At 68.2% G+C, this 26,428-nt stretch carries 24 protein-coding genes; 20 read left to right on the forward strand and 4 right to left on the reverse strand.

The features are described 5' to 3' along the window. Positions 1-42 precede the first annotated feature (42 nt). From ACFTSF_RS34610 to ACFTSF_RS34650, 9 genes are all read left to right on the forward strand, one after another. Positions 43-1,407 carry an MFS transporter gene (locus ACFTSF_RS34610; protein ID WP_380158971.1) on the forward strand — a complete coding sequence of 455 codons (1,365 nt, stop codon included), beginning with the start codon at positions 43-45 and terminating at the stop codon, positions 1,405-1,407. Then, positions 1,404-3,494, forward strand: coding sequence for a molybdopterin oxidoreductase family protein (locus ACFTSF_RS34615; protein ID WP_380158973.1), 2,091 nt, complete (start codon positions 1,404-1,406; stop codon positions 3,492-3,494). Before ACFTSF_RS34610 ends, ACFTSF_RS34615 begins: the two co-directional genes overlap by 4 nt. Beyond that, positions 3,491-7,372 carry a nitrite reductase large subunit NirB gene (nirB, locus tag ACFTSF_RS34620; protein ID WP_380158975.1) on the forward strand — a complete coding sequence of 1,294 codons (3,882 nt, stop codon included), beginning with the start codon at positions 3,491-3,493 and terminating at the stop codon, positions 7,370-7,372. Before ACFTSF_RS34615 ends, nirB begins: the two co-directional genes overlap by 4 nt. Before the next feature lie 5 nt (positions 7,373-7,377). Continuing rightward, positions 7,378-7,716, forward strand: a complete 339-nt coding sequence (gene nirD, locus ACFTSF_RS34625) for a nitrite reductase small subunit NirD (RefSeq protein WP_380159195.1) — start codon at positions 7,378-7,380, stop codon at positions 7,714-7,716. Beyond that, positions 7,706-8,839, forward strand: coding sequence for a uroporphyrinogen-III synthase (locus ACFTSF_RS34630; protein WP_380158977.1), 1,134 nt, complete (start codon positions 7,706-7,708; stop codon positions 8,837-8,839). The genes nirD and ACFTSF_RS34630 overlap by 11 nt, the downstream gene beginning before the upstream one ends. Continuing rightward, positions 8,836-9,516, forward strand: coding sequence for a sirohydrochlorin chelatase (locus ACFTSF_RS34635; RefSeq protein WP_380158979.1), 681 nt, complete (start codon positions 8,836-8,838; stop codon positions 9,514-9,516). Before ACFTSF_RS34630 ends, ACFTSF_RS34635 begins: the two co-directional genes overlap by 4 nt. A gap of 64 nt (positions 9,517-9,580) precedes the next feature. Next, positions 9,581-10,153 carry a DUF6891 domain-containing protein gene (locus tag ACFTSF_RS34640; protein WP_380158981.1) on the forward strand — a complete coding sequence of 191 codons (573 nt, stop codon included), beginning with the start codon at positions 9,581-9,583 and terminating at the stop codon, positions 10,151-10,153. Positions 10,154-10,157: 4 nt separating this feature from the next. Beyond that, positions 10,158-11,456, forward strand: coding sequence for a hypothetical protein (locus ACFTSF_RS34645; RefSeq protein ID WP_380158983.1), 1,299 nt, complete (start codon positions 10,158-10,160; stop codon positions 11,454-11,456). 83 nt (positions 11,457-11,539) lie between these two features. Further along, positions 11,540-11,953: a hypothetical protein gene (locus tag ACFTSF_RS34650; protein WP_380158985.1), complete on the forward strand. Its 414-nt coding sequence runs from the start codon at positions 11,540-11,542 to the stop codon at positions 11,951-11,953. Positions 11,954-11,955: 2 nt separating this feature from the next. Here ACFTSF_RS34650 and ACFTSF_RS34655 read toward each other — a convergent pair whose 3' ends face one another. Both ACFTSF_RS34655 and ACFTSF_RS34660 read right to left on the reverse strand, forming a co-directional pair. Continuing rightward, positions 11,956-12,699 (reverse strand): hypothetical protein, encoded by a 744-nt coding sequence (locus ACFTSF_RS34655; RefSeq protein ID WP_380158987.1) that lies wholly within the window; start codon positions 12,697-12,699, stop codon positions 11,956-11,958. Continuing rightward, on the reverse strand, positions 12,700-13,086 hold the full coding sequence (locus ACFTSF_RS34660; protein ID WP_344157110.1) for a MerR family DNA-binding transcriptional regulator: 387 nt from the start codon (positions 13,084-13,086) through the stop codon (positions 12,700-12,702). 67 nt (positions 13,087-13,153) lie between these two features. On the opposite strand from ACFTSF_RS34660, the gene ACFTSF_RS34665 reads away from it, so the two are divergent. The 4 genes from ACFTSF_RS34665 to ACFTSF_RS34680 are packed head-to-tail and all read left to right on the forward strand — an operon-like array spanning position 13,154 to position 17,314. Beyond that, complete coding sequence (locus tag ACFTSF_RS34665) at positions 13,154-14,317, forward strand: acyl-CoA dehydrogenase family protein (protein ID WP_380158989.1); 1,164 nt, start codon at positions 13,154-13,156, stop codon at positions 14,315-14,317. Between the two features lie 7 nt (positions 14,318-14,324). After that, on the forward strand, positions 14,325-15,854 hold the full coding sequence (locus ACFTSF_RS34670; protein ID WP_380158991.1) for an acyl-CoA carboxylase subunit beta: 1,530 nt from the start codon (positions 14,325-14,327) through the stop codon (positions 15,852-15,854). 9 nt (positions 15,855-15,863) lie between these two features. Then, positions 15,864-16,613 (forward strand): aldolase/citrate lyase family protein, encoded by a 750-nt coding sequence (locus tag ACFTSF_RS34675; RefSeq protein ID WP_344157120.1) that lies wholly within the window; start codon positions 15,864-15,866, stop codon positions 16,611-16,613. 17 nt (positions 16,614-16,630) lie between these two features. Next, positions 16,631-17,314: a maleylpyruvate isomerase N-terminal domain-containing protein gene (locus ACFTSF_RS34680; RefSeq protein ID WP_380158993.1), complete on the forward strand. Its 684-nt coding sequence runs from the start codon at positions 16,631-16,633 to the stop codon at positions 17,312-17,314. On the opposite strand, the gene ACFTSF_RS34685 is transcribed toward ACFTSF_RS34680, so the two are convergent. Then, a complete protein-coding gene (locus tag ACFTSF_RS34685) occupies positions 17,303-18,382 on the reverse strand; it encodes a CobW family GTP-binding protein (RefSeq protein WP_380158995.1) in 1,080 nt (359 codons plus the stop codon). The two genes, ACFTSF_RS34680 and ACFTSF_RS34685, sit on opposite strands and share 12 nt — an antisense overlap. 169 nt (positions 18,383-18,551) lie before the next feature. Here ACFTSF_RS34685 and ACFTSF_RS34690 point away from each other — a divergent pair, with 169 nt between their 5' ends. The 7 genes from ACFTSF_RS34690 to ACFTSF_RS34720 all read left to right on the forward strand — a co-directional run bounded on the left by ACFTSF_RS34690 (position 18,552) and on the right by ACFTSF_RS34720 (position 25,399). Further along, complete coding sequence (locus tag ACFTSF_RS34690; RefSeq protein ID WP_380158997.1) at positions 18,552-19,436, forward strand: helix-turn-helix domain-containing protein; 885 nt, start codon at positions 18,552-18,554, stop codon at positions 19,434-19,436. Positions 19,437-19,539: 103 nt separating this feature from the next. Next, on the forward strand, positions 19,540-20,949 hold the full coding sequence (locus tag ACFTSF_RS34695; RefSeq protein WP_380158998.1) for a proprotein convertase P-domain-containing protein: 1,410 nt from the start codon (positions 19,540-19,542) through the stop codon (positions 20,947-20,949). A gap of 200 nt (positions 20,950-21,149) precedes the next feature. Beyond that, on the forward strand, positions 21,150-21,902 hold the full coding sequence (locus tag ACFTSF_RS34700; RefSeq protein WP_344157135.1) for a DUF4129 domain-containing protein: 753 nt from the start codon (positions 21,150-21,152) through the stop codon (positions 21,900-21,902). Then, a complete protein-coding gene (locus ACFTSF_RS34705) occupies positions 21,899-22,486 on the forward strand; it encodes a hypothetical protein (protein WP_380159001.1) in 588 nt (195 codons plus the stop codon). Before ACFTSF_RS34700 ends, ACFTSF_RS34705 begins: the two co-directional genes overlap by 4 nt. 39 nt (positions 22,487-22,525) lie before the next feature. Then, the gene (locus ACFTSF_RS34710) at positions 22,526-23,512 is read left to right on the forward strand and encodes an AAA family ATPase (RefSeq protein ID WP_380159197.1); all 987 of its coding nucleotides are present in this window, start codon (positions 22,526-22,528) and stop codon (positions 23,510-23,512) included. Positions 23,513-23,540: 28 nt separating this feature from the next. Continuing rightward, complete coding sequence (locus tag ACFTSF_RS34715) at positions 23,541-24,854, forward strand: DUF58 domain-containing protein (protein ID WP_380159003.1); 1,314 nt, start codon at positions 23,541-23,543, stop codon at positions 24,852-24,854. Continuing rightward, positions 24,851-25,399, forward strand: coding sequence for a hypothetical protein (locus tag ACFTSF_RS34720; protein ID WP_380159005.1), 549 nt, complete (start codon positions 24,851-24,853; stop codon positions 25,397-25,399). Before ACFTSF_RS34715 ends, ACFTSF_RS34720 begins: the two co-directional genes overlap by 4 nt. Positions 25,400-25,871: 472 nt before the next feature. Here ACFTSF_RS34720 and ACFTSF_RS34725 read toward each other — a convergent pair whose 3' ends face one another. Continuing rightward, positions 25,872-26,420, reverse strand: coding sequence for a TetR/AcrR family transcriptional regulator (locus ACFTSF_RS34725; RefSeq protein WP_380159007.1), 549 nt, complete (start codon positions 26,418-26,420; stop codon positions 25,872-25,874). Between the last annotated feature and the right edge of the window lie 8 nt (positions 26,421-26,428).

Below are 26,428 nucleotides of genomic sequence, written 5' to 3' on the forward strand. Positions count from 1 at the left end.
GTCCTGGCCTAATCAGTGAGGTCGGACGACAGGAGACGCACGATGACGCTCGAGGCAGGACCGCAGGTCACCACCGGTGACCGGACAGGTACGGTCGGCACGGTCGATGCGCCGCGGCGTGGGCGCTGGATCGACGAGTGGGACCCCGAGGACGCGACGTTCTGGGAGTCCAAGGGCCGCGCCGTCGCGCGCCGCAACCTGTGGCCGTCGATCTTCGCCGAGTTCCTCGGCTTCTCGGTCTGGCAGCTGTGGAGCATCGTCGTGGTGTCGATGCCGAAGGCCGGTTTCACCTACACGACCGACCAGCTGTTCTGGCTGGTCGCGCTGCCGAGCCTGGTCGGCGCGACGCTGCGGTTGCCGTACACCTTCGCCGTACCGAAGTTCGGTGGCCGTAACTGGACCATCGTGTCCGCCCTGCTCCTGCTGATCCCGACCGCCGGGCTGGCGTTCTTCATCAGCCGGCCGGAGACGCCGTTCTGGCTGATGGCGCTGGTCGCGGCGACCGCAGGTGTTGGTGGCGGCAACTTCGCGAGCAGCATGACCAACATCTCGTTCTTCTACCCCGAGAAGGAGAAGGGCTTCGCACTCGGCATCAACGCGGCCGGTGGCAACCTCGGTGTCGCGGTCGTCCAGCTCCTGGTGCCGGTGGCCATCACGATCGGCGCCGGTCTGACGCTGAACCGGGCCGGCCTGCTCTGGCTCCCGCTCATCCTGGTCGCCGCCTTCGTGGCCTGGCGCGTGATGGCGAACCTGTCGGTCGCGACCTCCTCCTTCCGTACGTCGATCACTGCGGCGAAGCGCCCGCACACCTGGATCATCTCGTTCCTCTACATCGGGACCTTCGGCTCGTTCATCGGCTTCTCGGCGGCGTTCCCGCTGCTGATCAAGACGACGTTCCCCGAGATCACCGTGGCGCACATCGCCTTCCTCGGTGCACTGGTCGGGTCGGTCGCACGGCCGTTCGGCGGCAAGCTGGCCGACATGCTCGGGGGCGCCTGGGTGACGGTCTGCGCGTTCGTGGTGATGGGCCTGGGCATCCTGGCCGCGATCGTCGCCCTGAACGCGGGCAGCTTCGCGGGCTTCATGGTCAGCTTCCTGTTCCTGTTCGTCGCCAGCGGTGCCGCGAACGGATCGACGTACCGGATGATCCCCGCGGTGTTCCGGCTGACCACGCCGGGCGACCCGGGCCGCGCTCGCCGGGAGGCGGCCGCCTGTATCGGTATCGCTTCGGCCATCGGCGCGTACGGCGGCTTCCTGGTACCGCGTGGGTTCGCGATGTCGACCAGCAACTTCGGCTCGCTGATTCCGGCGCTCTACGTCTTCTGCGGCTTCTATGTGGTCTGCCTGGCCGTCACGTACTTCTGCTACCTGCGCAAGGGTGGCCCGCTCAGCCAGGAGCGCGTGTGACCGCAGTCCCCACTCACTGCCCGTACTGCGCGCTGCAGTGCGCCACCAGCCTGCTCCCGGCCGACCGGCCGGGGGCGGTGGAGGTGCGTCCGCGCGGTGAAGGCGGGCTCTGCCGGAAGGGCTGGACCGCCGCAGAGGTCCTCACAGTCCCGGACCGCCTGACCACACCCCTGGTGCGCGACGCGTCCGGTGAGCTGGTCCCGGTGACCTGGGACTACGCGCTGGACTTCGTTGCCAACCGCATCCAGTCGCTGCAGGCCGCTCACGGCTCAGATGCGATCGCGGTGTTCGGTGGCGGCGGGCTGACCAACGAAAAGGCCTATGCGCTGGGCAAGTTCGCGCGCGTGGCTCTCCGTACGGCGAACGTCGACTACAACGGTCGGTTCTGTATGTCGTCGGCCGCAGCGGCCACGAACCGTGCCTTCGGCATCGACCGCGGTCTGCCGTTCCCATTGGCGGACCTGGACGGCGCGGACGCCGTACTGCTGGTTGGAAGCAACATCGCCGACACCATGCCGCCGGCCGTCTCGCACCTGCCTTCTGAAGGTGGTCTGCTGGTTGTTGACCCGCGTCGGTCGGCGACTGCAGCTCTGCCGGGCGCACTGCACTTGCAGGCCACCCCTGGCACCGATCTGGCGCTGGTGCTCGCACTCACGCACGTGGTGCTGCAGGAAGGGCTTGCTGACACCAGCTACCTGGCAGAGCGAGTGGATGACCCAGACGCGCTCTACCGCTCGACCGCTGCCTGGTGGCCCGAGCGAGCCGAGCGGGTAACTGGTGTGCCGGCTCTGACGATCAGGCGAGCCGCTCGAGTACTGGCGGCGGCAGCTCCGGTCCATGGTGGTGCCGGGGCGTTCATCCTGACTGGCCGTGGCGCAGAGCAGCACAGCAAGGGCACCGACACGGTGACGGCCTGCATCAACCTCGCACTGGCGCTCGGACTGCCCGGGCGGCTTGGCAGCGGCTATGGCTGCATCACTGGGCAGGGGAACGGCCAGGGTGGCCGGGAGCACGGTCAGAAGGCCGACCAGCTCCCGGGCTACCGCAGCATCGCGGACCCCGCCGCGCGTGCGCACATCGCAGCAGTGTGGGGCGTGGACCCGGCTGACCTGCCAGGACCGGGTAAGAGTGCAGTCGAGCTGATCAACTCCTTGGGTACGACGGACGGTCCGCGCGCTCTGCTTGTCCACGGGAGCAACCTCCTCGTGTCGGCTCCGAACCTCGCATCGGTCCGGGAACGCCTTGCTGCGTTGGACTTGCTGGTCGTAGCGGACGTCGTACCGTCTGAGACTGCACTGCTCGCCGACGTGGTCTTCCCAGTCACGCAGTGGGCTGAGGAGGACGGGACGATGACGTCCCTCGAAGGCCGAGTACTGCGGCGCCGGGCCGCTGTGACACCCCCTGGTGAGGTGCGCAGCGACCTGCACGTGTTTGCAGGGTTGGCCTCGAGGCTCGGATGTACGGCGTCCTTCCCGACTGACCCGGCCGCCGTGTTCGAGGAGCTGCGGCTGGCCAGCGCAGGCGGTAAGGCCGACTACTCCGGGATCACCTGGTCGCGGCTCGACAACGAGGAGCTGTTCTGGCCAGTACCTGCGGTGGACCACCCCGGTACGCCGCGCCTGTTCGCAGACAGGTTTGGTACGCCGGACGGTCGCGCGCATGTGGTTCCGGTCGACCACCGTCCGGTGGCTGACGATCTGAACGGCGCAGCACCGATGTACTTGGTGACTGGGCGGCTCCTGCAGCACTACCAGAGTGGTGCGCAGACACGTCGGGTGCCGGAGCTGGCCGAGGCCGAGCCGGAGGTGTTCGCGGAGATCCACCCGCGCGTCGCTGCGCAGCTCGGGATCTCGGACGGCCGTCCGGTCGAGTTGCGGACAGCCCGGGGCGCCATGGTGCTGGCGGCGCGCGTGACGACCGACGTACGGCCGGACACCGTCTTTGTGCCGTTCCACTACGGCGGTGCGTGTGCGGTGAACGAGCTGACGAACGACGTGCTCGATCCGGTGTCGCGGATGCCGGAGTTCAAGGCCTGTGCGGTTTCGCTGCGTGCGGCTGCACTACCGGTGACGGGGGTGTCCGCATGAAGGTGGTCATCGTTGGCGGCGGGATGGCCGGACGACGGCTCGCGGCGCTGCTGCCGTCGTACGACGTGACTGTGCTGGGCGACGAGGGTTCGTACAACCGCAGCCGGCTGACCGAGTACGTCGCCGGCCGCGCCTCAGCACCTGTCGTGGGCGACGAGCCCGTGGTGACTGCCGTGGCAGTCGACCGTGCACGTCGCGTGGTGACGGACTCGGCGGGTGTCTCGCACAGCTACGACCACGTGGTGTTCGCAACCGGTGCTGAGCCTCTGGTGCCGGTGAAGCTCGCCGCTGGCGTGCAGGTGCTGCGGACGGCGGCGGACGCGCGGTCGCTTGTCGATGCGATCGACCGGGTCCGGCGTGTGGTGGTACTCGGTGGTGGGGTGCTCGGCGTCGAGACTGCGTGTGCGCTCCGCGAGCGTGGCGTTGCGGTGACGCTGGTGCATGACGGGGAAGCCCTGCTGGACAAGACGGTTCCGCTGTCCGCCGGACGGCGAGTAACCCGGGCGGTACGGCGTGCCGGTGTCGAGGTGCTGCTGAACGCTGAGGTTGTCGACACACCTGGGGCGTTCCGGGCCCTGCTGCTGCAGAACGGGCGGCAGGTCTTCGGTGACCAGCTAGTCGTTGCCTGCGGGGTGAAACCGCGGACCGAACTGGCTGCCGGGCTCACCGTCCGGACCGGGATCGTTGTCGACGAGACGCTGACCAGTCCGGACGACCCGAGCGTGCATGCGATCGGGGACTGCGCCGAGATCGACGGCCGCGTCACCGGAACCGTGGAGTCCGCCTGGTCCCACGCCGAAGCGCTGGCGGCACACCTGACCGGTACGGCGGCGGCGCTGCGGCCGGAGGTGATCCGGCTGACGGCCGGGGCGCTCGACGTACTGGTGCTGGGGGCTGCCGACGAGGCGGGCGAAGAGGTTCGGCTCGAGGACGACGAGCGGCTGGTGCGCGCCGTACTGCGGGACGGTGTGGTGCGGTCGGCGGTCGCAGTGGGTGCGCCGGAGGTTGCGGCGGAGCTGGTGCTGCTGGCTGACCGCGGTACGCCGGTCGTGGCAGACGGGCTGCTTGCGGAGCCCGCCGTACCGGCGAAGAAGACAGTCACCGTTTGTCGGTGCAACGGAGTGACGAGGGCTGCGCTCGAAGCGGCCTGGCGTGGAGGTGCCGACAGTGTTGCCGGCATCGCCGCCACTACACGGGCGACCACCGGGTGCGGCAGTTGCACCGGTGCCGTCGGTGACCTGCTTGACCGGTTCCGCCGCGGCGAGACCGAACCAGTACCGGCCAGGAGGGCGACGATGACAGAGCTGAGCAAGGCCCGGCACGTAGTGGTGGTGGGTGGCGGAATGGTCGCCCACCGGCTGGTGGAGGCGCTGCGCGCGCGTGACACCGACGTCCAGTGGCGGATCACCGTGCTGGCCGAAGAGCCACGCCTTCCGTACGACCGGGTCGCACTGACCAGCTACTTCTCCGGACGCGACCCGCACGACCTCGCACTGGGCGATCCGGACCTGTGGGACGACCCTGCGGTCGTGCTGCGCAAGGGCGTTCAGGTGACCGCTATCGATGTGGCTGCCAAGACTGTGAGCACTGCGCGCGGTGAGTCGATCGCGTACGACGAACTGGTCCTGGCGACAGGCTCGTCGGCGTTCGTACCTCCGGTGAAGAACAGCGACGCACAGGGCTGTTTCGTGTACCGCACCATCGACGATGTGGCCGCACTGCGAGTCTACGTCGAGCGGCTGAAGTCGGAACGCGACCAGGTCAACGGTGTCGTGGTGGGTGGCGGTCTGCTCGGATTGGAGGCGGCTGGTGCGCTGCGTGCGCTCGGGGCAGCCACCACTGTGGTCGAGTTCGCGCCGCGGCTGATGCCGTTGCAGGTCGACGAGGGCGGTGGGTCGGCGCTCGCGCGGCTGATCCGCGGTCTGGACGTCGACGTCCGCACGTCCACGGCGACCACGCGGGTGAAGCTCACCTCGCAGGGTGCCGCTCGTGCGATGGCTGTGGCCGAGGGACCGGATCTGCCGGCTGACGTGGTCGTGTTCGCGACCGGTGTCCGGCCGCGCGACGAGCTGGCCCGGGCCGCCGGTCTGGAGATCGGTGAGCGCGGCGGCGTCGTGGTGGACGAGGCCTGCCGGACCTCGACGCCTGGCGTCTGGGCGATCGGTGAGGTCGCCTGTATCGAGGGCCGGGTCTGGGGTTTGGTTGCCCCTGGCAACACCATGGCCGAGATCGTCGCCGACCGCCTGCTGGGTGGTTCAGCGACCTTCCCTGGGGCGGATACGTCGACGAAGCTGAAGCTGCTCGGAGTCGACGTAGCTAGCTTCGGTGACGCGTTCGGTACCACTGAAGGCGCGCTGGACATCGTGTACGCCGACCCGGTGGCCGGCGTCTACAAGAAGCTCGTGCTGTCGGACGACGCCAGGACGCTGCTCGGCGGCATCCTGGTCGGCGACGCGTCGGCGTACTCGGGTCTGCGGCCTATGGTCGGCCGGGAGCTCGGTGCGGATCCGGCCGGGTTCCTGCTGCCGGAAGGCGCCGCACCGGCTCAGCTGGAGCTGCCGGACGACGCACCGGTCTGCTCCTGCAACAACGTGTCGGCTGGGACGATCCGGTGCGCCGTCCGGGACGAGGGCTGCGGCGATGTGAAGTCGGTGTGCGGTCGCACCAAGGCCGGGACGAGCTGTGGCTCCTGTCTGCCGATCGTGAAGACCCTGGTGAACAGCGAGCTGACCAAGGCCGGTGTCGAGGTCAGTAAGGCGCTGTGCGAGCACTTCGCGTTGTCGCGGGCCGAGCTGTTCGATGTGGTCCGGGTGACCGGTCTGCGCACGTTCAGCGAGATTGTCGAGCGCCACGGCACTGGGCGCGGCTGTGACATCTGCAAGCCGGTAGTCGCTTCTATCTTGGCGAGTGTGGACCCGGCCGGCCACGTGCTCGACAGTGAGCGTGCGCCGCTGCAGGACACCAACGACCACGTCATGGCGAACATGCAGAAGGACGGCACGTACTCCGTCGTCCCCCGCATTCCCGGTGGCGAGATCACGCCGGAGGGGCTCATCACGATCGGTGAGGTGGCCCGGGACTTCGGGCTGTACACCAAGATCACCGGTGGGCAGCGCGTGGACCTGTTCGGCGCGCGGATCGAGCAGTTGCCGGCTATCTGGAAGCGGCTGGTCGATGCGGGCTTCGAGTCGGGCCATGCGTACGGCAAGGCGCTCCGCACGGTGAAGTCGTGTGTCGGATCCACCTGGTGCCGGTACGGCGTACAGGACTCGGTGGGGATGGCTATCGCGCTGGAACTGCGCTACCGCGGGCTGCGGTCGCCGCACAAGCTCAAGCTCGGTGTGTCCGGGTGCGCGCGGGAGTGCGCCGAGGCTCGCGGCAAGGACGTCGGTGTGATCGCGACGGAGAAGGGCTGGAACCTGTACGTCGGCGGCAACGGCGGTATGACACCCCGGCACGCCGAACTGCTCGCTTCTGATCTGTCGGAAGAGGAGCTGGTACAGGCGATCGACCGCTTCCTCATGTACTACGTCCGGACGGGTGACCGGCTGCAGCGGACCTCGGTGTGGGTTCGGGAGATCGAAGGCGGCCTCGACCACGTGCGGGACGTCGTACTGAACGACAGCCTCGGCATTGGCGCTGACCTGGACGCTGCGATGGCCGAACACGTCGGTGCGTACGTCGACGAGTGGCGGGCGACGCTGGACGACCCGGCGAAGCTGGCCCGGTTCGTGTCGTTCGTGAACGCTCCGGATCAGCCCGACGCCGACCTGCGCTACGTGGTCGAGCGCAACCAGCCGCGCCCGGCCACCCCGGCCGAGCGCGGACAGCTGGAGCCGGTGCTGCTAGCCGGTCCCCGATTGGAGGTACGGCGGTGAGTCTCATGGCTCTGGAGTCCACAGTGCTCTGCCGGTACGACGTATTGCTGCCGGACCGTGGTGTCGCGGCGCTGGTCGGGGAGGTGCAGATCGCGCTGTTCCGGCTGCACGACGGGACGGTGTTCGCCATCGGCAACCAGGACCCGTTCAGCGGCGCCAACGTGATGTCGCGAGGCATCGTCGGCAGTCGCGGCGATGTCCCGACCGTGGCCTCGCCGATGTTCAAGCAGGTCTTCGATCTGCGCACCGGCGTGTGTCTGGATGACCCGGAGGTGTCGCTGCCGGTCTATCCGGTCGAGATCGTCGACGGGATGGTTCGGGTGGGGGAGAACGGTGACGGCTAACAGCAAGCCGGGTCCGCTCAGCGGCTGCACGATCGCAGTGACCGCGCACCGGCGAGCGGACGACCTCATCGCGTCCTTCGAACGCCGGGGCGCGAAGGTGCTGCACGCACCGACCCTGCAGATCACTCCGGTCGCCGACGACCACGCTCTGATCGAGGCGACCCGGCGAGTGATCGCCAACCCGCCGGACGACGTCGTGGTCACCACCGCGGTCGGTTTCCGCGGCTGGATCGAGGCTGCGGACACTGCTGGGCTCGCTGCGGATCTGCTGGTGACGCTGGAGCAGTCGCGGATCCTGGCCCGCGGTCCGAAGGCGCGAGGCGCGATCCGAGCCGCGGGACTCGTGGAGCACTGGTCAGCACGCTCCGAGACGACAATCGAGGTCGTCGAGTGGCTGCGCGCCCAGGGCGTCAGCGGACGAAAGATCGTCGTACAGCTGCATGGTTTGTCGGACCCGGGGCTGATGGACACGCTGCGGGGCGCCGGGGCGTCGGTGCGCGGTCTTGAGGTGTATCGCTGGGGGCCGGCGCCGGATCCGGTCATCGTCGAGCGAATGATTGGACAGGTCTGCACAGGTGCAGTCGACGCCGTAGTGCACACCTCAGCCCCCGGTGCGCAGGCCATGCTGGACGCAGCCGCGCTGAACGGCCAGTACGACGCCCTGGTGTCGGCACTGCGAACCGGCCGCGTACTGAACGCCTGCGTCGGCCCAGTCACGGCCGCCCCGTTCTACCACCTAGGTCTAGAACCACTGGTGCCCGACCGCTACCGCCTAGGCGCCCTCATCCGCATAGTCACCGACCGCCTCACCGACGACAACGCTCGCTCCATCGACACCGAGTTCGGCCAACTCGTGATTCGCGGCGGCGCCGCAGTACTGGATGGCGTCGTACTACCCCTAGGCCCCGGCCCCCGCGCCGTACTGGCAGCCCTGGTAGCCGCCGGCGGTGACGTGGTCTCCCGCCCCGACCTCCTCGCCGTACTGCCAGGCGCCGAAGACGTCCACGCAGTAGAGGTAACGGTCAACCGCCTACGCACAGCAGTAGGCCGCCCCGAACTAGTCCGCACCGTAGTCCGCCGCGGCTACCGCCTAGCCGTAGAACCAGCCGGGGTCCCCTCATGACCGACCTAATCGCCATCGCCCACGGAACCGCAGACCCCCGTGGCATCCGCGTAGTCCACGACCTGGTGCGCCAGATGGCCCGCCTCCGCCCCGAGCTCTCGATGTCCCTCGGCTTCGTAGACGTCGACGTTCCAGCCATGCCCGGCCTGGTAGACCGCGTCATGACCGACGCCCCCGAAGCGGTCCTGGTCCCCCTCCTCCTCTCCAGCGGCTACCACGTCCACGTAGACATAGCCGACCAGGTAGCCCGCCACCCCGGCCTAACCGCAGCCCCCGCCCTAGGCCCCCACCCCCTCATCGCCGACATCCTCGTAGACCGCCTAGGCGACCTCTCCCGCACCGACCACGTAGTCCTAGCCGCCGCAGGCTCCTCCGACCCCAGAGCCCAAGCAGACTGCGAACACACCGCAGCCCTCCTACACGCCCGCATCCACCGCCCAGTAACCATCGGCTACCTAGCAGGCCGAGGCCGCCGCCTCCCCGCAGTCCTAGCCACCACCCCCGGCCGCCTAGCCGTAGCCAACTACCTCCTAGCCCCCGGCCACTTCTCCGACCGCCTCCACAAGCTGGCCGGCCCGCACCGAGTCACGGCTCCCCTCGGCGCCGACCCGAGACTCGCCCGCTTGGCTCTCGCCCGCTACGACGCAGCCCTCCGAACCATGCCGCTGGCCGTCTAGCCACGCCCGACGGTCAGTTGGCACTCGGCTGAGGTTGTCCGTGGCGCCGTTTACGCTTCCGGGCATGGAAGAAGTCGAAGAGCTGCGGGAGCAGGTTGCGGGCTGGGTCGTCCCTGGATTCCACTCGCGTGCCGAGGTTGTGGAATATGCGATCGAGTACGCCGAAGACGACGGCGTGCTGACGGCTGAGCAGGTGACTCAACTCGTCGACGAGGTATGGCAGCAACGGCTCCGAGAGCAGCAAGAGTGGGCAGAGGTCACGGACGCCGACCGGTTTGCTGCGGCGTTCGCAGACCTTGAGGCAGCCGGGGTAGTCGCCCGGATGAACTTCACCTGCTGCCAGGGCTGCGGGGCCAGCGAGATCTTCGACGAACGGCCTGCTGATCGGGAGTCCTCGGCGTATACGTTCTTCCACCAGCAAGACGCCGAGCAGCTTGCTGACAATCCCGCCGTCGTGTTCCTCGCCTACGGCGCCTTCGACGCCGACGAGACCACCTGGGAGACCCGTGCAGTGGAGGTCGGCCACCAGATCGTCGCCACTCTCCGCACGCACGACCTCCCCGTCACTTGGTCCGGTACCTCCGGCCAGCGCATTCAAGTCGGCCCCCTCAACTGGCAACGCCGCCTGCCCGTCTGAGCCCATGGGACAACTACTCGATGGCTGGGCCGATCTGCTCGATCAGTCCTGGGAGCGGATCGGGTCGGTCTCGGCCGATGCTCGGACGTTCGACCGTGTAGTCGTGAACCGGATCGCGAATCTCTGGGACAACAACACGTCCGGACTCTTCGTCGCTGCTTGCCTACGTGGCGCGGTGCGTCGAGAGGAGGAAGCCGATCGGTGCATCCGCTGGATGGCCGAGTTCGAGCCGGACCGATACCGCTGGGCGATCGAGCACGTCGGCCGTCCGGCCGGCTGGCCGCTGCCTGCGGTCGCCAGTGCCGCTGTCTCCGCGCGAGACGGCGCGGGTGTGGTGTGGCCAGCCGAACAACAGTTGGTTTCCTCCGTCGTCGCCGAACTCGCGGTGGACTACCAGCTGGAAACCGCCAAGGTTACGGCGGTGACTGTCGAGCGGACCCAAGCTCGGTTCGAAGCCACCGTCACACTGCTCGCCGAGCGCCGCTTCGCCACCAGTCAGGAAGAGCCTGCCGAGCTTCATGTGGAGTTCACTGACGTCGAGGCTCTGTGGTTCGAGCACAACGACCGGTCAGGTGCGAGGTTCGAATGGCCTGACGGGAAGCCATCAGTTGCTATCGGCAAGCATGGTGTCGTCCGAGCCAGGTCCGCCACAGTCGGGATCTGGGATCCGGAGTGGTATCTGTCGGCCGCCGGGCGCGCGCTTGACGCGATCCTCCCGGTCGATGTCGCCAAGCGGCCATCCGGTTGGTCCGAGGAGAATCTCCACCGTCGACGGTGGGACGGGAGGCCGGCCGCAGCTCGAGCCGCCGGTGTGCTGGTTCGTGACGCGATGATCTTTGTCCGCTCGACGTGGTCGCTGAGCATGGCCGCCATAACGCCGATCCACGAGTTCGCGCAAGCTTTCGCGGGCGCCGGCAGCGACATCGTGGCCGCCGGTACGTCGCTCCGCCGCGAGGCCGCGTTCCGGCGCCTCATCGATCGCTGGCGCGCTGCCGGCGGTGACCTTCTGGCGCCCTACTTCGAGCAAGGCCTGCAGGGCGAGCCACACCTACCGCAACCAAGCGGCCCACCAGACCCACAGTGCCAGCCACTGGTGATCCGGTACTCGACGGGCGCCTCAATGCTCTCTGGTGCCCCACAGGGGGTGACAGTCCTCCTGGCCTCCCCAGGTACTCCGTGGATGCGCCGCCGGGTCCACTTCGACGAGCCGGACGAGTTCGCCGTACGCATCGAAGCCTTCGACGCCGATCTCGCTGCGGCCCAACGAGGCCGAGCTCTGGTGCTGCCTAGGATGCTGCCGTGAAGTATTGCTGCCCAGTGGCCTACTTCTGTCCGCATCGGTCGGACGTCGCTTGCTATGCGCACGGTGGGTCTGACCCTTGCTGCATGGCTGAGGACGAGCACGAGTGCCTGGACGACATGTACGGCGCCGAGGACGGGATGTCGTTAGGTGACAGCTACATCTGTGAGCGGTGTGGCGACTATGTCATGACGGGCGTGTCCCACGGGCCCGCGACGGAGGAAGGCTTTCCTCGGAAGCATCCGATTCGGCCCGATCCGCCGGGGTTCGTGGTGTACACGGTCGATGAGACCTTTGATCTCGCCGATCGTCCGGGTCTGCTGGTTTCGGGCCGGATCGGCGCCGGCCGGATCGCACCGGGGATGACGCTGTACACCTATCAGCGAACGCCGGTGCTGATCCTCGGCATCGAGTTCACCCCTGACCGAACCCGTACAACCCTGCTGATTTCCCGCACCGACCGCCGGCTGGTCCCGCCGACCTCAGTTCTGAGGTCCTGACCTCACGGCTTGGATTTGTGCCAGGCGAGGGCTCGGAGGAGGTCGTCGCGGAGGCGGTGGATGGTTGCGGCGACGCTCGGTGGGAGAGGTGGGAGGTTCTGACCGGCGTCGGCTACGGCGGCACCTAGGTCGTCCCAGGTGAGCCAGGCGACGGTGTCGGGGATCGTGGCGGCCAGGTCGTCGGGAGTTGTGGTGAGGCCTGTGGTGCGGGCCAGGACGCTCTCGAGGTGGAGAGCGATTGCGGCTTCGATGGGGAGGCGGCCGTGGCCTTTGACGGGGAGCGGTGGGGGCTCCGGGGTGATGAGGAGGAGCAGCGGGCGGGATTGGCCGGCGTCTCGGTGAACGCAGACGAACTCGCGGGACAGTTGCTCGGACTGGAAGGCGGACTTGCCCATGCCTTTGGCTTCGATCAGGACATGGCAGCTGGGCGTGACCAGGATGCCGTCTGGCTGGACGGCGACACCGCCGGGTGACAGGCGGGACTCGTCGGGGAGCAACGTGATGGCTGCTTCCTCGGCTTCGGTCGCGACGAGTTCGCGGGTTTCGTCGGCGCCGTGGGCCTTGCGCAGAACGGCTGCGAGGAAGATCGCGCGCGGCAGGTAGGACAGGGGCCCGAGGACCTCGGCTGTCAGCACGTTCTCACGGCCGCGCCCGCCTTGGCGGTAGCCGCGGACAAGCCTGCCTTCCCAGGAGATCTCTTCGAGGAGACGGCCCAGGATCGAGCTGTTGGAGAGCTCGTCAGGCATTCAGGAGCGGTTTCGGAGGGCTTTGAGGTCGGCTTGGCAGCGGGCTTCTACTTCGGCCAGGTCCTGGAGGGTTTGTTCCAGGTCTTGGCGGCGTTGTTCGAGGTCGGCCCGGCGGGTGGTGATCTGGGCCAGGAGGTATTCGAGCTGGCCGGCTTCGCCGGGTTCGGCGTCGTACATGTCGACGATGGTGGCGATCTCGTCGAGGGAGAAGCCGAGGCGTTTGCCGCGCAGGATGAGGCCTAGGCGGACGCGGTCGCGGGGGTGGTAGATGCGGACGGTGCCGCGGCGTTCGGGGGTGAGGAGGCCGCGGTCCTCGTAGAAGCGGATGGTGCGCAGGGTGACGTCGTACTCGGCGGCGAGTTCGGCGATCGTCCACGTTTCGGGCACCGGGATATTGTGCACCCGGCCCACTGTGCTTTACGTTTACGTAAGCGTCAAGCACAGAGGAGTTGGCATGTTCGAGTTGTCCGAGGAGCACCGCGAGTTCCGGCGCAGTGTGCGTGACTTCGCGGAGGCGGAGATCGGGCCGCACGCGGCGGAGTGGGATCGCAAGCACTATTTCCCGGTGGAGGTCGTGCAGAAGATGGGCAAGCTCGGGCTGTTCGGGCTGACCGCGCCGGAGGAGTACGGCGGTTCTGGCGGCGACTTCACCAGCCTGTGTGTGGCGATCGAGGAGATCAGCCGGGTCGACCAGTCGATGGGGATCACGCTCGAGGCCGCGGTGGGTCTCGGGATCAACCCGATCCTGACGTTCGGGTCCGAGGAGCAGAAGCAGCGGTGGCTGCCGGAGCTGGTGGCCGGGGAGAAGCTGGCCGGGTTCGGGCTGACCGAGGCGGATTCCGGGTCGGACGCGGGGGCGACGAAGACGCGGGCGACGCTGGAGAACGGCGAGTGGGTGATCGACGGGTCGAAGCAGTTCATCACGAACTCGGGCTCCACGATCACGTCGTGCGTGACGGTGACCGCACGGACGGGAACGCGGGAGAACGGTAAGCCGGAGATCTCCACGATCATCGTCCCGGCCGGAACGCCGGGGTTCGTGGCAGAACCGGCGTACGACAAGCTCGGCTGGCATGCCAGCGACACGCACCCGCTGGCGCTGACCGGCGTACGGGTGCCGGAGGCGAACCTGCTGGGTGAGCGCGGCAAGGGGTACGCGCAGTTCCTGGCGACGCTGGACGACGGGCGGGTGGCGATCGCCGCGGTGGCGCTCGGGTGCATCCGGGCCTGTCTGGACATGTCTGTTCAGTACGCCGGGGAGCGGCAGACGTTCGGTGGTCCGATCGGCCGTAAGCAGGGGGTCGCGTTCCAGATCGCCGACCTGAAGGTGATGGCCGAGGCGGCCGAGCTGCTGGTCTACAAGGCGGCCGCGCTGAAGGATGCGGGCGCGCCGATGCAGGAGTTCAAGCAGGCCGCGTCGGTGGCGAAGCTGTACGCGAGCGAGTCCGCGGTGACCGCGACCCGGATCGCGACCCAGGTCTTCGGCGGCTACGGCTTCATGGAGGAGTACCCGGTCACCCGGTTCTACCGCGACGCCAAGATCCTCGAGATCGGCGAGGGTACGTCGGAGGTCCAGCGCATGCTGATCGCCCGGGGCCTCGGCCTCCCAGTGGAATGATGGCCAGATGACCCGCGACCACTGGACCGAGGTCAAGGTTGCCCGCGAGGCGACATTGGCGCCGTCGGACAAGGCCAAGGCCAAGCTCGACAGTCAGAACAAGCTCTATGTCCGCGACCGGATCGCGCTGCTTGTCGACGAGGGCAGTTTCGTCGAGGAGGCGCAGCTCGCCAACGCGCTGAACGCCGGTCTGCCGGCTGACGGCGTGGTCACCGGGCGCGCGCTGGTCGATGGGCGGCCGGCGTTGATCGTGGCGAACGACCCGACCGTGAAGGCAGGCTCGTGGGGTGCGCGGACGGTCGAGAAGATCGTCCGGATCACCGAGATCGCGCTGCGCGACGAGCTGCCGATCTTCTGGCTGATCGACTCCGCGGGCGCGCGGATCACCGACCAGGTGCAGCTGTTCCCGGGCCGTCGCGGCGCCGGGCGGATCTTCCACAACCAGGTCGCGCTGTCCGGCAAGGTGCCGCAGATCTGCTGCCTGTTCGGCCCGTCCGCGGCCGGCGGCGCGTACATCCCGGCGTTCTGCGACCTGGTGATCATGGTCGACGGCAACGCGTCGATGTACCTGGGCTCACCGCGGATGGCCGAGATGGTCGTCGGCGAGAAGGTGACGCTGGAGGAGATGGGCGGCGCCCGGATGCACACCAGCGTGTCCGGCTGCGGTGACCTGCTCGCCTCCGACGACACCGAGGCGATCGAGCTGGCCAAGCAGTACTTCTCCTACCTGCCCGGTTCGTGGCGGGCCCGGCCTCCGTCGTACGACGCCTCGGAGCCGGGCCGCGATTTCACCCGCGACCTGGTGCCGGTCGAGGAGAGTGTCGGGTTCGACATCCACGACGTGATCGACGCGATCACGGACGCGGACACGTTCTTCGAGATCAAGCCCGCCTACGCGCCGGAGCTGGTGGTCGGGTTCGGCCTGCTGGCCGGCCAGGTGGTCGGATTCGTGGCCAACCAGCCGGCGGTCAAGGGCGGCGTACTGTTCGTCGACTCGGCGGACAAGGCGGCCCGGTTCATCTGGTTGTGCGACGCGTTCAACGTGCCGCTGATCTACCTGTGCGACGTACCGGGCTTCATGATCGGCAGCGAGGTCGAGCGGGCCGGCATCATCCGGCACGGCGCGAAGATGATCACCGCGGTGTCGGAGGCGACCGTCCCGACGGTCTCGGTGATCGTCCGCAAGGCGTATGGCGCCGGTCTGTACGCGATGTGTGGTCCGGGCTTCTCGCCGGATGCGTGTATCGCGCTGCCGACCGCGAAGATCGCGGTGATGGGCCCGGAGGCGGCGATCAACGCCGTGTACTACAACAAGATCCAGGAGATCTCCGACGAGACCGAGCGAGTCGAGTACGTCTCGAAACTCCGCGAGGAGTACGAGACCGATATCGACATCCTCCGCCTGGCCGCCGACCTGGTGATCGACGCGATCGTCGAACCGGAGGACCTGCGCAACGACCTGATCGCCCGCCTCGGCGCCGCCCAGTCCAAGGACCGCCACTTCTCCACCAGACGACACGGAGTCCCGCCGGTCTAGGGTAGAGGCGTGACCTTCGCAGAGCGGCTTCGGAATCGGCAGCAGCAGGTCGGGTACTGGGTGACGCTGGATGCGCCACCCGCTACCGAGCGGATCGCGCGGGCGGGCTACGACTACGTCGTACTGGATGGCCAGCACGGTCTGATCGGTTACCAGGGGCTGCTGAACGGACTGCTCGCTGTTGATGCCGGTGGGTCGACAGGGCTGGTGCGGGTGGAGGCTAACGACCCGACGCCGATCGGGCGTGCTCTCGACGCAGGTGCGTTCGGAGTGATCATTCCGCTGATCGACACGGCCGAGGACGTGGCGCGGGCGGTGCGGTCGGCTAAGTACCCGCCGCTCGGTCGGCGGTCGTTTGGGCCGATGCGGTCGGCACTGCGGATCAGTGCGGTGCCGGCGGAGGCCAACGAGACCACCGTCGTGCTCGCGATGATCGAGACTGCCCAGGCGCTCGAGAACGTCGCCGAGATCTGTGCGACGCCCGGACTGGACGGTCTGTACGTCGGTCCGGCCGACCTGGCGCTGTCGCTCGGTGCGCGCTACCCGGGGGACCCTGAGATCGCCGGTCCGTTCGAGGAGGCGCTCGCACTGATCGCCAAGACTGCGACGGCCGCTGGAATAGCGGTTGGCATCCACACGTTCGACGGTGAGAACGCCAGACTGCGTCTGGAGCAGGGATACACGTTCGCCACGGTCTCCTCTGACCTCAGTCACCTGGAGGCCGTCGCGGCTGAGCATCTACGGATTGCGCGCAGCTAGTCAGGTAGGAGGCCGGGATGAGAGCACCCGAGCGCGGTGCGTTGCCGCGAGGACTCGCAGGCACGCTGGGCCGGGCGTACGGGCGGCTCACCGAGACGGTGCAAGGTCTGAGCACTGCTGACTTCGCCCGCGAGACCAGATGCTCCGGTATGCCGGTCGGTCCGCTGCTGGTGCATGTCCTGTACGACGCTCAGCGCGCTCTGATCGCTTTTGCCAGCCCTGCGGTGGCTGACCCGGATCGCGACTTTGTCAGCTACTGGCGTGACTTCCCGCCTGGTTCGGACGATGACACGAGTTTCGTGCGCGGTGTGGCGGCGGCGTACCGGAAGCCCGGCGTACTGGTGCAGCACTGGCGTGAGGTGTCGGAGGCCGCCGTACGGGCTGCTGCGGTTGCTGAGGGCCGTGTCGAGACGCAGGGGCATGTGCTGGACGTAAGGGACTTCGTCGCGACGCTGGTGTTGGAGGCGACCGTTCACCACCTCGATCTGACGCTGAACCTTCCCGACGCACCGGAGCCCGATCCTGAGGCGCTCCGCGTCACTGCGCGCACGCTGGACGGACTGTTCGGACCGGAGGCGTGGGACGTGATCGATTGGGACACCACGACGTACGTGCTCAAGGGCACCGGCCGGTTGCCCCTCGATGACGCAGACCTCGACATGCTCGGTCAGCACGCAGACCGCCTGCCGCTACTGGGGTAGCACTCCAGCGAACGGGTCCTCGAGCTCCTTCCAGTCCAGACTGGCCAGCTCGGACTCCGTGAGCAGACAGGCGTCCAGAATCGACTGCAGACGTGCGGGGTCAAGTCCCATGCCGGTAGCGACCACCGTGCACTCAGCTAGGTGCTCAGTGTCCGACCACTCGCCCAGTGTGCCGAGCGAGGCGCTGTAACCGGCAGACTCCCAACGCACGCGCTGTGTGGGCCGATTCGCCAGCCACACCACGCCTCTGCTCCGTACGACGTTGTCGACGATGTCCTCGAGGGCTTCGTTCAATCGGGCCGGGTGCAGCGGCCGCGTCGACCGCCAGAGCACGGTGGTCACGCCCTCACCGCTCGGCTGCACCTGGTCGGATGCGGCCAGGTCGCCGGCCCATGACTCGGCAGCTGCGAAGTTGAACAACCCAGTCCGTGCCACCGGTCCATCCGGTACGCCGGTCGCGTCGGCCATCACCACCGTGGTTCGCGGGTTCAGGTGCAGCAGCAAGTTGTGCAGCCGGTCCGGCGCCTTGCTGCGATGAGCGTTGGCCAGCACGCAGACGTCGGCGTACTCGATCTGTCGTGCGGTCAGCTCGGCCACGTTGCGCCGGTCCGGCAGTCCGAGCGCCAAACCGCGTTCGTCGAGCAGTTCGTCTCCGGACAGCTGCTCCACCAGCAGTACGGCGTCGACTACGCAGGTGACCGTGTCGACGGTGATCTCCGGCAGCAGGGCGACCAGGGTGGACGCGAGTGGACGCGCCTCCATGGCCGGGGGAGCGGACAGTACGACGTGGTCCCAGTGCTGCCGCGCGACCAGGGTCTCCAGCAGTGGCATCAGGGACTCGATCAGCTGGCAGGCGCCGCAGTCGTCGCCGACGGTGAACTCACCGGCGTCGATCGGGCCGGCTGTGTCGAGCACGCGCCAGGTGAGCACACCGCGCGCAGCGAGGTCGTCCTGATCGACCACCACGGCCACTGTGGTCGCATCCAGCATCGCGTCGAGAACGGGCTGCCGGAGCGTCGTGGACAGCCCGACCAGCAGGGACAGAGGAGTCTTCGGATGGGCGGTCATGGCAGGAGTATATGAAAACGGTTTTCATCAGTCCAGAGCTGGGGTAGGCCGACTTTCCCGCCAGGACGGGAAATTTCCCGCTTTCCCGCGAAATCGCTCCGGCCTGCGTGTTAACAGTTAAGCGTCCACGCTCTGGTCACCCAGGCCGCTCGTGCTTAAGGTCGCGAGCATGGGCGAGCGCGAGTTTGCCGAGGTGCTGCGCGCGGCCATCCAGGCGCGCGGACTCGGCCTGGAGCGGATCCGCGAGCGGCTGCTGGTGCAGGGTGTGTCGGTCAGCATGGCCACCTTGAGCTACTGGCAGTCCGGCCGGTCACGCCCGGAGCGCCGGGACTCGCTCGCCGCGGTCGCATTGCTGGAGGAGGTGCTGGAGGTCCCCGCCGGCTACCTGTCCGCGTCACTGGGGCCACCGCGCCCGCGTGGCCGCTGGCTGAGCACTGTGCCTGATCGACCCGACGTAGCGGCGTACTGGCCTCGTCCTGGCGCGGTCGAAGCGGCGGTGCGCGAGGTGGACATCCGCTGGGACGAGCGGCTGACCCGCATCAGTCAGCACGACCGGGTGTTCATCGGTGCTGATCGCGGTGAGCGTTCGTACCACTCCCGGCAGGTGCTGCGTGCTGAGGCGGACGGCCCGGACAGGTGGGTGGTGATCATGCATCTGGACGAGCACGATCGCCCGCTGCCGGACATCTGGCCGCTCCGACACTGCTCGCTCGGCCGGACAGTACGGCGTCCTGAGGACGGACTGCTCGTTGCCGAACTGCTCTTCGACCGCCCACTGCGGAAGGGCGAGACGGTGATCACCGAGCACGAGCTAGTAAACGTGGCGCCCTACCCACCGGCGACGAACTACGAACGCAAGTTCCGGTTGCCGGTGCGCGAGTTCGTGCTGGAGGTCTGCTTCGACCCGGACATGCTCCCAGCCGCCTGTACGGCGTTCTCGCAACTCGACGAGGGTGCGGAGCAGGCACGTGAGGTCGATGTCGCGCCTGAGGTGCACGACGTCGTACTGAATTTCGGGCCCGGTCGGCACGGCTTCCGGTGGAGCTGGGAGTGAACTGTTAACGCCGGAAACTTAACTGTGAAAGGCGTTCCGGCGATTTTCACCTGCTGGTCACCCTCCTAGGTTCGGTGCACCGTCCCAATCGGAGGAGTGCACCATGCGAACGAGATTCACCGCGATCCTGCTGCTCGGCGGCAGCCTGGTCGCCCTGCCGGCCCAGTCGAACGCGGCGCCGCCCGAACCGCATCAGGTCTCGGAGGGGCTCGCGTCGAGTGCCGGCCAGGCCGGTCGCTGGATCGAGAACGGCCGCCTGACGGTCGCCGTGACCAGCGATGCGGCCGCCGCGCAGGTCCGCGCCGCCGGGGCCAACCCGAAGTACGTCACTCGCAGCCAGCAGCAGCTGGACGGGTTGCTGGCGAAGGTCGACCAGATCGCCCGCAGCCAGAACAACCTGCGCAGCTGGGGAATCGACCCGGTGACGAACCAGGTCGTGGTCAAGGCGCGTGGGGGCAGCGATGCGTTCCGCGGACTGGACGGCGTACGGGTGGACTCCGTGGCGACGACGTTCCACCAGCAGGCGGGTGAGGTGAACCCGGGTGACGGGTGGTGGCCGGGCAGCGAGATCCCGTGCTCAGTCGGCTTCCCGGCGACGGATGCCCAGGGCAACAAGCACTTTGTGACCGCGGGCCACTGCACCAACGATGCGGACCAGGCGGCGTACGGCGCTAGTGGCCAGTCCAACCGGCTTGGTACGTCGAACGTCGGTGGTAGCCGCAGTGTGAACGCGCGCGAGGGTGACATGGGCGTCGTCGCGGTGACCGAAGCCGGCTGGACGATCTCGCCGAACGTCAACACCTACGGCTCGCCCGCCGTCACAGTGACGGGCGCTGCCGAGGCGATCGTCGGTGACACGGTCTGCCACTCCGGCAACACTGCGCCGAACTGGGAGTGCGGCACGGTCAGTGCGGTCAACCAGACCATCGACTACGGCAACACTGTGGTTGAGGGGCTGACGCTGACATCCGCCTGTTCTGAGGGCGGTGACTCCGGTGGTGGCTGGTTGCGCGGCGACAAGGCCGTCGGTCTGCACTCCGGTGGGAACTCCACCTGCCAGCAGGGCGACACGGACAACTCGATCTTCCAGCCGGTCTCCGAGGCGCTCGCGAAGTGGAACCTGACCCTGCTCACCGGGACCGGTAACCCCGACCCGGAGCCCGACCCGGGTGGGCGGACCTTCGCCAACCCGACGGACTACCCGATCCGCGACTTCCAGACCACGATCAGCACGGTCAAGTCGACCGCGACCGGACGCACCACGAGCCCGGTCAAGGTGAAGGTCGAGGGCAACCACACCTGCCTCGAGGACCTGAATATCAGCCTCGTCTCCCCGAGCGGCCGCTGGTACTACCTGCAGCGCAGCGGTGGATTCAGCTGCCACCCGCTGCCGGCCAGCAAGACGTACGACGTCACTGCCAACGAGACCGCGACCGGTACCTGGACGCTGCGGATCGGCGATAACGGCCCCGGCGACACGGGCACCCTCACCAACTGGTCGATCACGCTCTAGGTGATCGCAGGGAGCACACACCGCCCTCGGGCGCAGGGGCAGTGTGCACCGGCCGCCCGGGGGTGAGTCCCGGGTGGCCGGTTCCTGCCGCGGGGGCGCAGGAACTGGTTGCGCACTCTTCCGGCATTCTGTGCGCACTCTGGTGGCACAAAGGGGAAATCGGGCTTGGTAAGCGCTTTTCATCGGCTAGCCTGCCCAGCATGTTGACGCACCGTCGCGGGAGCTTGGCGCTGGTTGTCGTGCTGATCCTCGGGATCGCCGGCGCCGGGTTCGTCGTGCTGGCCTCGGCGGGCGGTTCGGTGCGGCCGGTCAGCGACAGCACCTTGTCGCCGAAGCCGGCGCCGACGGTGACCCGGACCATCACGGCGCCGACGATGCCGTCCTTCTCGGAGAAGACCGGACCGCCGGCCAAGTCCCGGGAGGCGCCGGCCTGGATCCAGAGTCTCTTCGCGGCCCTGTTCTGGCTGGCCGGCGCGGCCTTGCTCGTATTCATCGCGCTGCTGATCTACCGGGTCATCCGGCGCGTGCAACTGCCTGTCGTGACCGAGTCCGAACCGGACTGGGAGCGAATCGCCGCGGAGAAGCTCGCGGAGGCGGTCGACACCGGTCTGGCCGCCATCGATTCGGGGCGGGCGACCGACGCGGTGATCGCTTGCTGGGTGGCGTTGGAGCAAGCGGCCGCGTCGGCCGGAGTTGCGCGGGAGGCGTCCGAGACGCCCGCCGAGTTCACTGTGCGCGTGCTCGGTGTGGGTGGGATCTCCGAACCGCATCTGATCCGGCTGGGCGAGCTATACCGCGAGGCTCGCTATTCGACGCACGGTTCCAGTGAGGACTCCCGGGCTGAGGCTCGAGCGGCACTGCTCCGGCTGCGGGACGACCTGGCCGCGGCTCAGGCTGATCAACGCGTCGGTGCCGTGGCAGCTCCGTCGGACGGCGGGGAGGTGCGCGGATGACGTCGTACAAGTGGACTCCGCTGGACGAGGATGAGCGTCCGGTGCAGAAGCCGACGATTCGGTCGATGCGGCTGAACAAGGTGCTGGTGCAGCACGTCGGTTTCACCGTCGTGGCGAGCTTGCTGCTGGTCGGCGCGTTCGGCGCGGCCGGGATGGCGCCGCGGCCGCTGTGGTTCGTGGCCGCCGCCCTGGCGATCGGCTTCGGGTCGGTGGCGTTGCGGCAGTTGGGCCCGCAAATGCTGGAGACCAACTGGCCCGCGCGGCATGACGAGGAGCTCGCGGCGGCACGGGCACACAGCAACGACAACCGGACGCAGTTCATCGCGACGTGGTTGCAGGAGTCGAGCCGCGAGCGCCGGAACGGCGAAGGCTCGTTCACGTTCGCCCGGCGGATCCAGCCGCTGTTGCTGGAGCTGACCATCGATCGGCTCGTGCACCGGCACGGGATCGATCCCGACCTCGACCCGGACCGCGCCCGGGCCCTCGTCGGCGAGCAAGTGTGGGACCTGATCACCTCCGACGACAAACGCATCGCGACCCTCGCCGAGATCGAGGCCGCGATCCAGACCATCGAGAACCTGTGAGGAACCGTGACCGATTCCGAAACCCGACCCGTCGACGTCATCAGTCCAGGCAGCCGGGAGCTCGGGCTGGCGGAGGTCTCCGACCTCAGCCGGCGGGTGCTGGAGCGGGTCGGCCAGGCAGTCGTCGGTAAGGGCGAGGCGCTCGAGCTGGTCCTGGCGGGGATCCTGGCCGGTGGGCACGTGCTGCTGGAGGACTACCCGGGGCTGGCGAAGACGCTGGCCGCGCGATCGTTCGCGCAGGCGCTGGGGCTGGAGTTCCGGCGCGTGCAGTTCACGCCGGACCTGCTGCCGTCCGATGTCACCGGTGCGTTCGTCTACGACCAGAAGGAGTCGGAGTTCGTCTTCCGGCCGGGGCCGATCTTCACCGGTCTGCTGCTGGCCGACGAGATCAACCGGACCCCACCGAAGACCCAGGCCGCGCTGCTGGAGTCGATGCAGGAGCACCAGGTCACGGTCGAGGGGCAGACCTTCCCGCTGCCGGTGCCGTTCCACGTGCTCGCCACGGCGAACCCGGTGGAGTACGAGGGCACGTACCCGCTACCCGAGGCGCAGCTCGACCGCTTCATGCTGCGGATCGGCTTCGGCTACCCGACCGCCGCCGAGGAGTGGGAGGTGCTGCGGCGCCGCATGAGTCGCCGGACCGAGGACCAGAGAGTTGAGGCCGTCACCGACGCTGCTGGTCTGCTGGCCGCGCAGCAGGCCGTTGAGACTGTCACTGTCGACGACACTGTCGGCCAGTACTGCGTCGACCTGGCTGCGGCGACCCGGCGTGACTCGCAGGTGCTGGTCGGTGCGTCACCGCGTGGCTCGCTGGCGCTGCTGCTGACCGCCCGCGCGTATGCGGTGATCCAGGGCCGCGACTACGTCGTACCGGAGGATGTGAAGGCGGTTGCGGTGCCTGCGCTCGCGCACCGGATCACCGTGCGGCCGGAGCTGTGGCTGCACGACGTGACCGGGGCGACGGTGGTTCGGGCTGTGCTCGGTGCCGTGCCGACGCCGCCCACTGTTGTCGGCGCTGGTCGTTGAGGCCCGACATGTCCGGGGGAGTCGGATCATGAAGTGGCAGCCCACGCACGCGCACGTCCGCGTGATCGTGGTCGCCGCGGTGCTGCTCGTCATCGCCGTGCTGGCGCGACGACCGGATGCTGCGGTGTTCGGGTTGCCACTGGCGTTCGTTGCGGTGTGGGGACGGTTCTTCCGGCCGCGTGCCGAGCCTGAGGTGCACACCGAACTGGATGCCGATGTGCTGTTCGAGGGCCAGGCAACGACGTACCGGCTGCGCGTCGAGGGGACGGTGGATCCGGAGATCGATCTGGTCGTTGCGGCGCTGCCGCGGTCCAAGTGGTTCGACTACTCGCCTCGCCAGGCAGCCGTCGCTGAGCCTGCTGGCCGGCACACGGACTCGGATGGGGTGGCGCTGGAGGTTGGAGTCCGCGCCAAGCGATGGGGGTTGCGGGCCTTGGAGAAGCCGACAGTCGTGGCTACGTCGGTGCTGGGGGCTTATCGGATCCGGCTGACGTCGGCTGGTGCCTCGACGGTGACCACGTTGCCGTTGCGCGAAGGGTTCGAGGCGGTGGACGCGATGCCGCGGCCGGCCGGGCTCGTCGGTTTGCATCGGTCGAGACGGCCGGGTGAAGGGACGGAGCTGGCCGGGGTCCGGCCGTTCCGGACCGGCGACCGGTTGCGGCGGATCAACTGGTCGGTCTCGGCGCGAACCCGCGAGCTGCATGTCACCTCGACCTGGTCGGACCGCGACACAGAGGTGGTGATTCTGCTCGACACCGGTGGCGAGATCGGGATCAGTGAAGGAATCGACGGTCGGTCGAGCAGTCTGGACACGGCAGTCCGCGCGGCTGCCTCGATCGCGGAGCACTACCTGCGGCACGGCGACCGGGTCCGCCTGGTCGATACCGGCAACCTGGTGCGCGGAGTCCGCTCCGGCAGCGGACGCGGTCACCTGCGCCGCATCCTCGATGCCCTCGTCCACGCCGACCGCCGAGGCCGCCAGCCGGACCAGGACCAACTAGCCCAGCGGAACCGCATCAAGTCCGACAGCCTCGTCCTGGTGCTGAGTCCACTCCTCCGTCAGGTAGTCCTCGGCTACGTCGTCACCCTCGTCCACTCCGGCTGCACAGTCATCGCCGTAGACACGCTGCCCCCGGATGTCGCCTCGGTCATCGACCTCGACGAACACGACCAACGCTCGTGGCCCCTAGCCTGGCGCCTTCGCTTACTCGAACGCCGCCGCGAGCTGGACCGCCTCGGCGACCTAGGTGTCCCCACCGTCCCCTGGCGAGGCTCCGGCACCCTCGACGAAGTCCTCCGAGATGCCGCCCGCCTAGCCTCCGCCCCCAGGATGCGCTCATGACAGCTGCCGAGAAGTTGACCCTGTGGTTGGCGCAGCTACGCGACACCGGCCGCGGTGTGCTGGTGGCGCGACTCGTGATCGCCGCCGCCGGCGCACTGGCGATCGCGGTTCCCGGGACCGCGGCATGGGACCAGCTCGACCTCGTCCCACTCGTGGCGATTCCGTTGCTCGCGGCAACTGTCATCCTCCCCGACTCGCTGGCCGGTGTGGTGTTGTTGCTGACGATCACGTTCGGCTGGCTCATCCGGGCACCAGCCGAGATCAGTTGGCAGTTGGTGATGACCGCGATTGCGGTGGTGGTGACCCATCTGGCAACCGCGTTCGCCGCGCAACTGCCGTCGTACGTGCGTGTCGAGCGACGCGCTGTACGCCGCTGGGTCGTGCCGGGAGCGATCGCACTGATCATCGCCCCACTGGTCGCTATTGCCGCAGCTCTCGTGAAGGGTGCCGACGTACCGGGCTCCCTGCTCGTCACAGTCGGCGCTCTAGTCCTGGCCACCATCACCATCTGGTTCGCCGCCGGCCAACGCCTGGGCCGCGACTGAACCGACCCCTGTTGTTGGTCCGGCTAACGGCTCGCTCGGATGCGGCCGGGACCTATGGCGGTGGTTGCTCGCCGCGGCGGCCGGCTTACAGAGGAAGGGTGGCTGGGCGAGCCTGTGGCTGAGCGGGATGGCAAGGTCGGCGACCAGAGGTGAAGGTTGCCTGGGTCTGACGGGCTTCGGTTGCGGTTGACGAAGAGGTTGCCATCCAGGTGCCGTCGCGGGTGGTTCGGCCGGTGTGGGGAATGTGTTGGGCCTGAGCGGGCCAAGATGCGCCCCACCATTGGTCGCATGCGGGCACTTATGTTCCGCACAGCTCTCGTACAGCAACCGAAGCCCGGCAACCTCAGGCAACGTGCACGCGGTCGCGGCCTCGCCATCCACCTCAGCCCCCGGATCGCCCAGCCACGCTGCTTTGGTCGGCCGGAGCGGTGAGCAACCATCCACGTACGTCGCCGGCCGAGCCTGCGTCGGGCTAGTTGGGGTTGATGGTGAAGGTGGTGGTGATTTCGTCGGCCCAGGGGGCGGGGTGGGGGTTGGGGCCCAGGACCTGCATGGCGGACATGACGGTGAGGAGCATGCCGGTGCTGAGGAACTCTCGGGCTTCCAGGGGAGTGGCGCCGGTGAGGTCGCGGATGAGGTGGTAGATGCTGCCGAAGCCTTCGCGGACGCAGTCGCCGATGTCGGGGTCGGCGCTGGCGGAGAAGCCTTGGAGGAGGACCAGGAGGAGTTCGCGTTCCTCGGACATTTTTTCGTAGCCGCGCGCGAGGCTGGCGAGGTCGGGGGAATCGGCGGCGGCGTCGCGGAAGACTTGTTCGACGCGGGCGCAGACCCAGCGGACCGAGGCCAGGAAGAGTTGCTGTTTGGTGCCGAAGAGCCGGATGACGTACGGCTGGGAGACGCCGGCCAGGCGGGCGATCTCGTCGGTCTTGGTGCCTTGGTAGCCCGAGGTGGCGAAGGCCACCACGGCGGCCCGCAGCACCTCCTCGCCGCGCTCGGCGGCGGTCAGCCGTACTCTCGTCATCCGGTCCT

It is taken from the genome of Kribbella sp. NPDC056951 (assembly GCF_042674205.1).
Classification (GTDB): Bacteria; Actinomycetota; Actinomycetes; order Propionibacteriales; family Kribbellaceae; genus Kribbella; species Kribbella yunnanensis.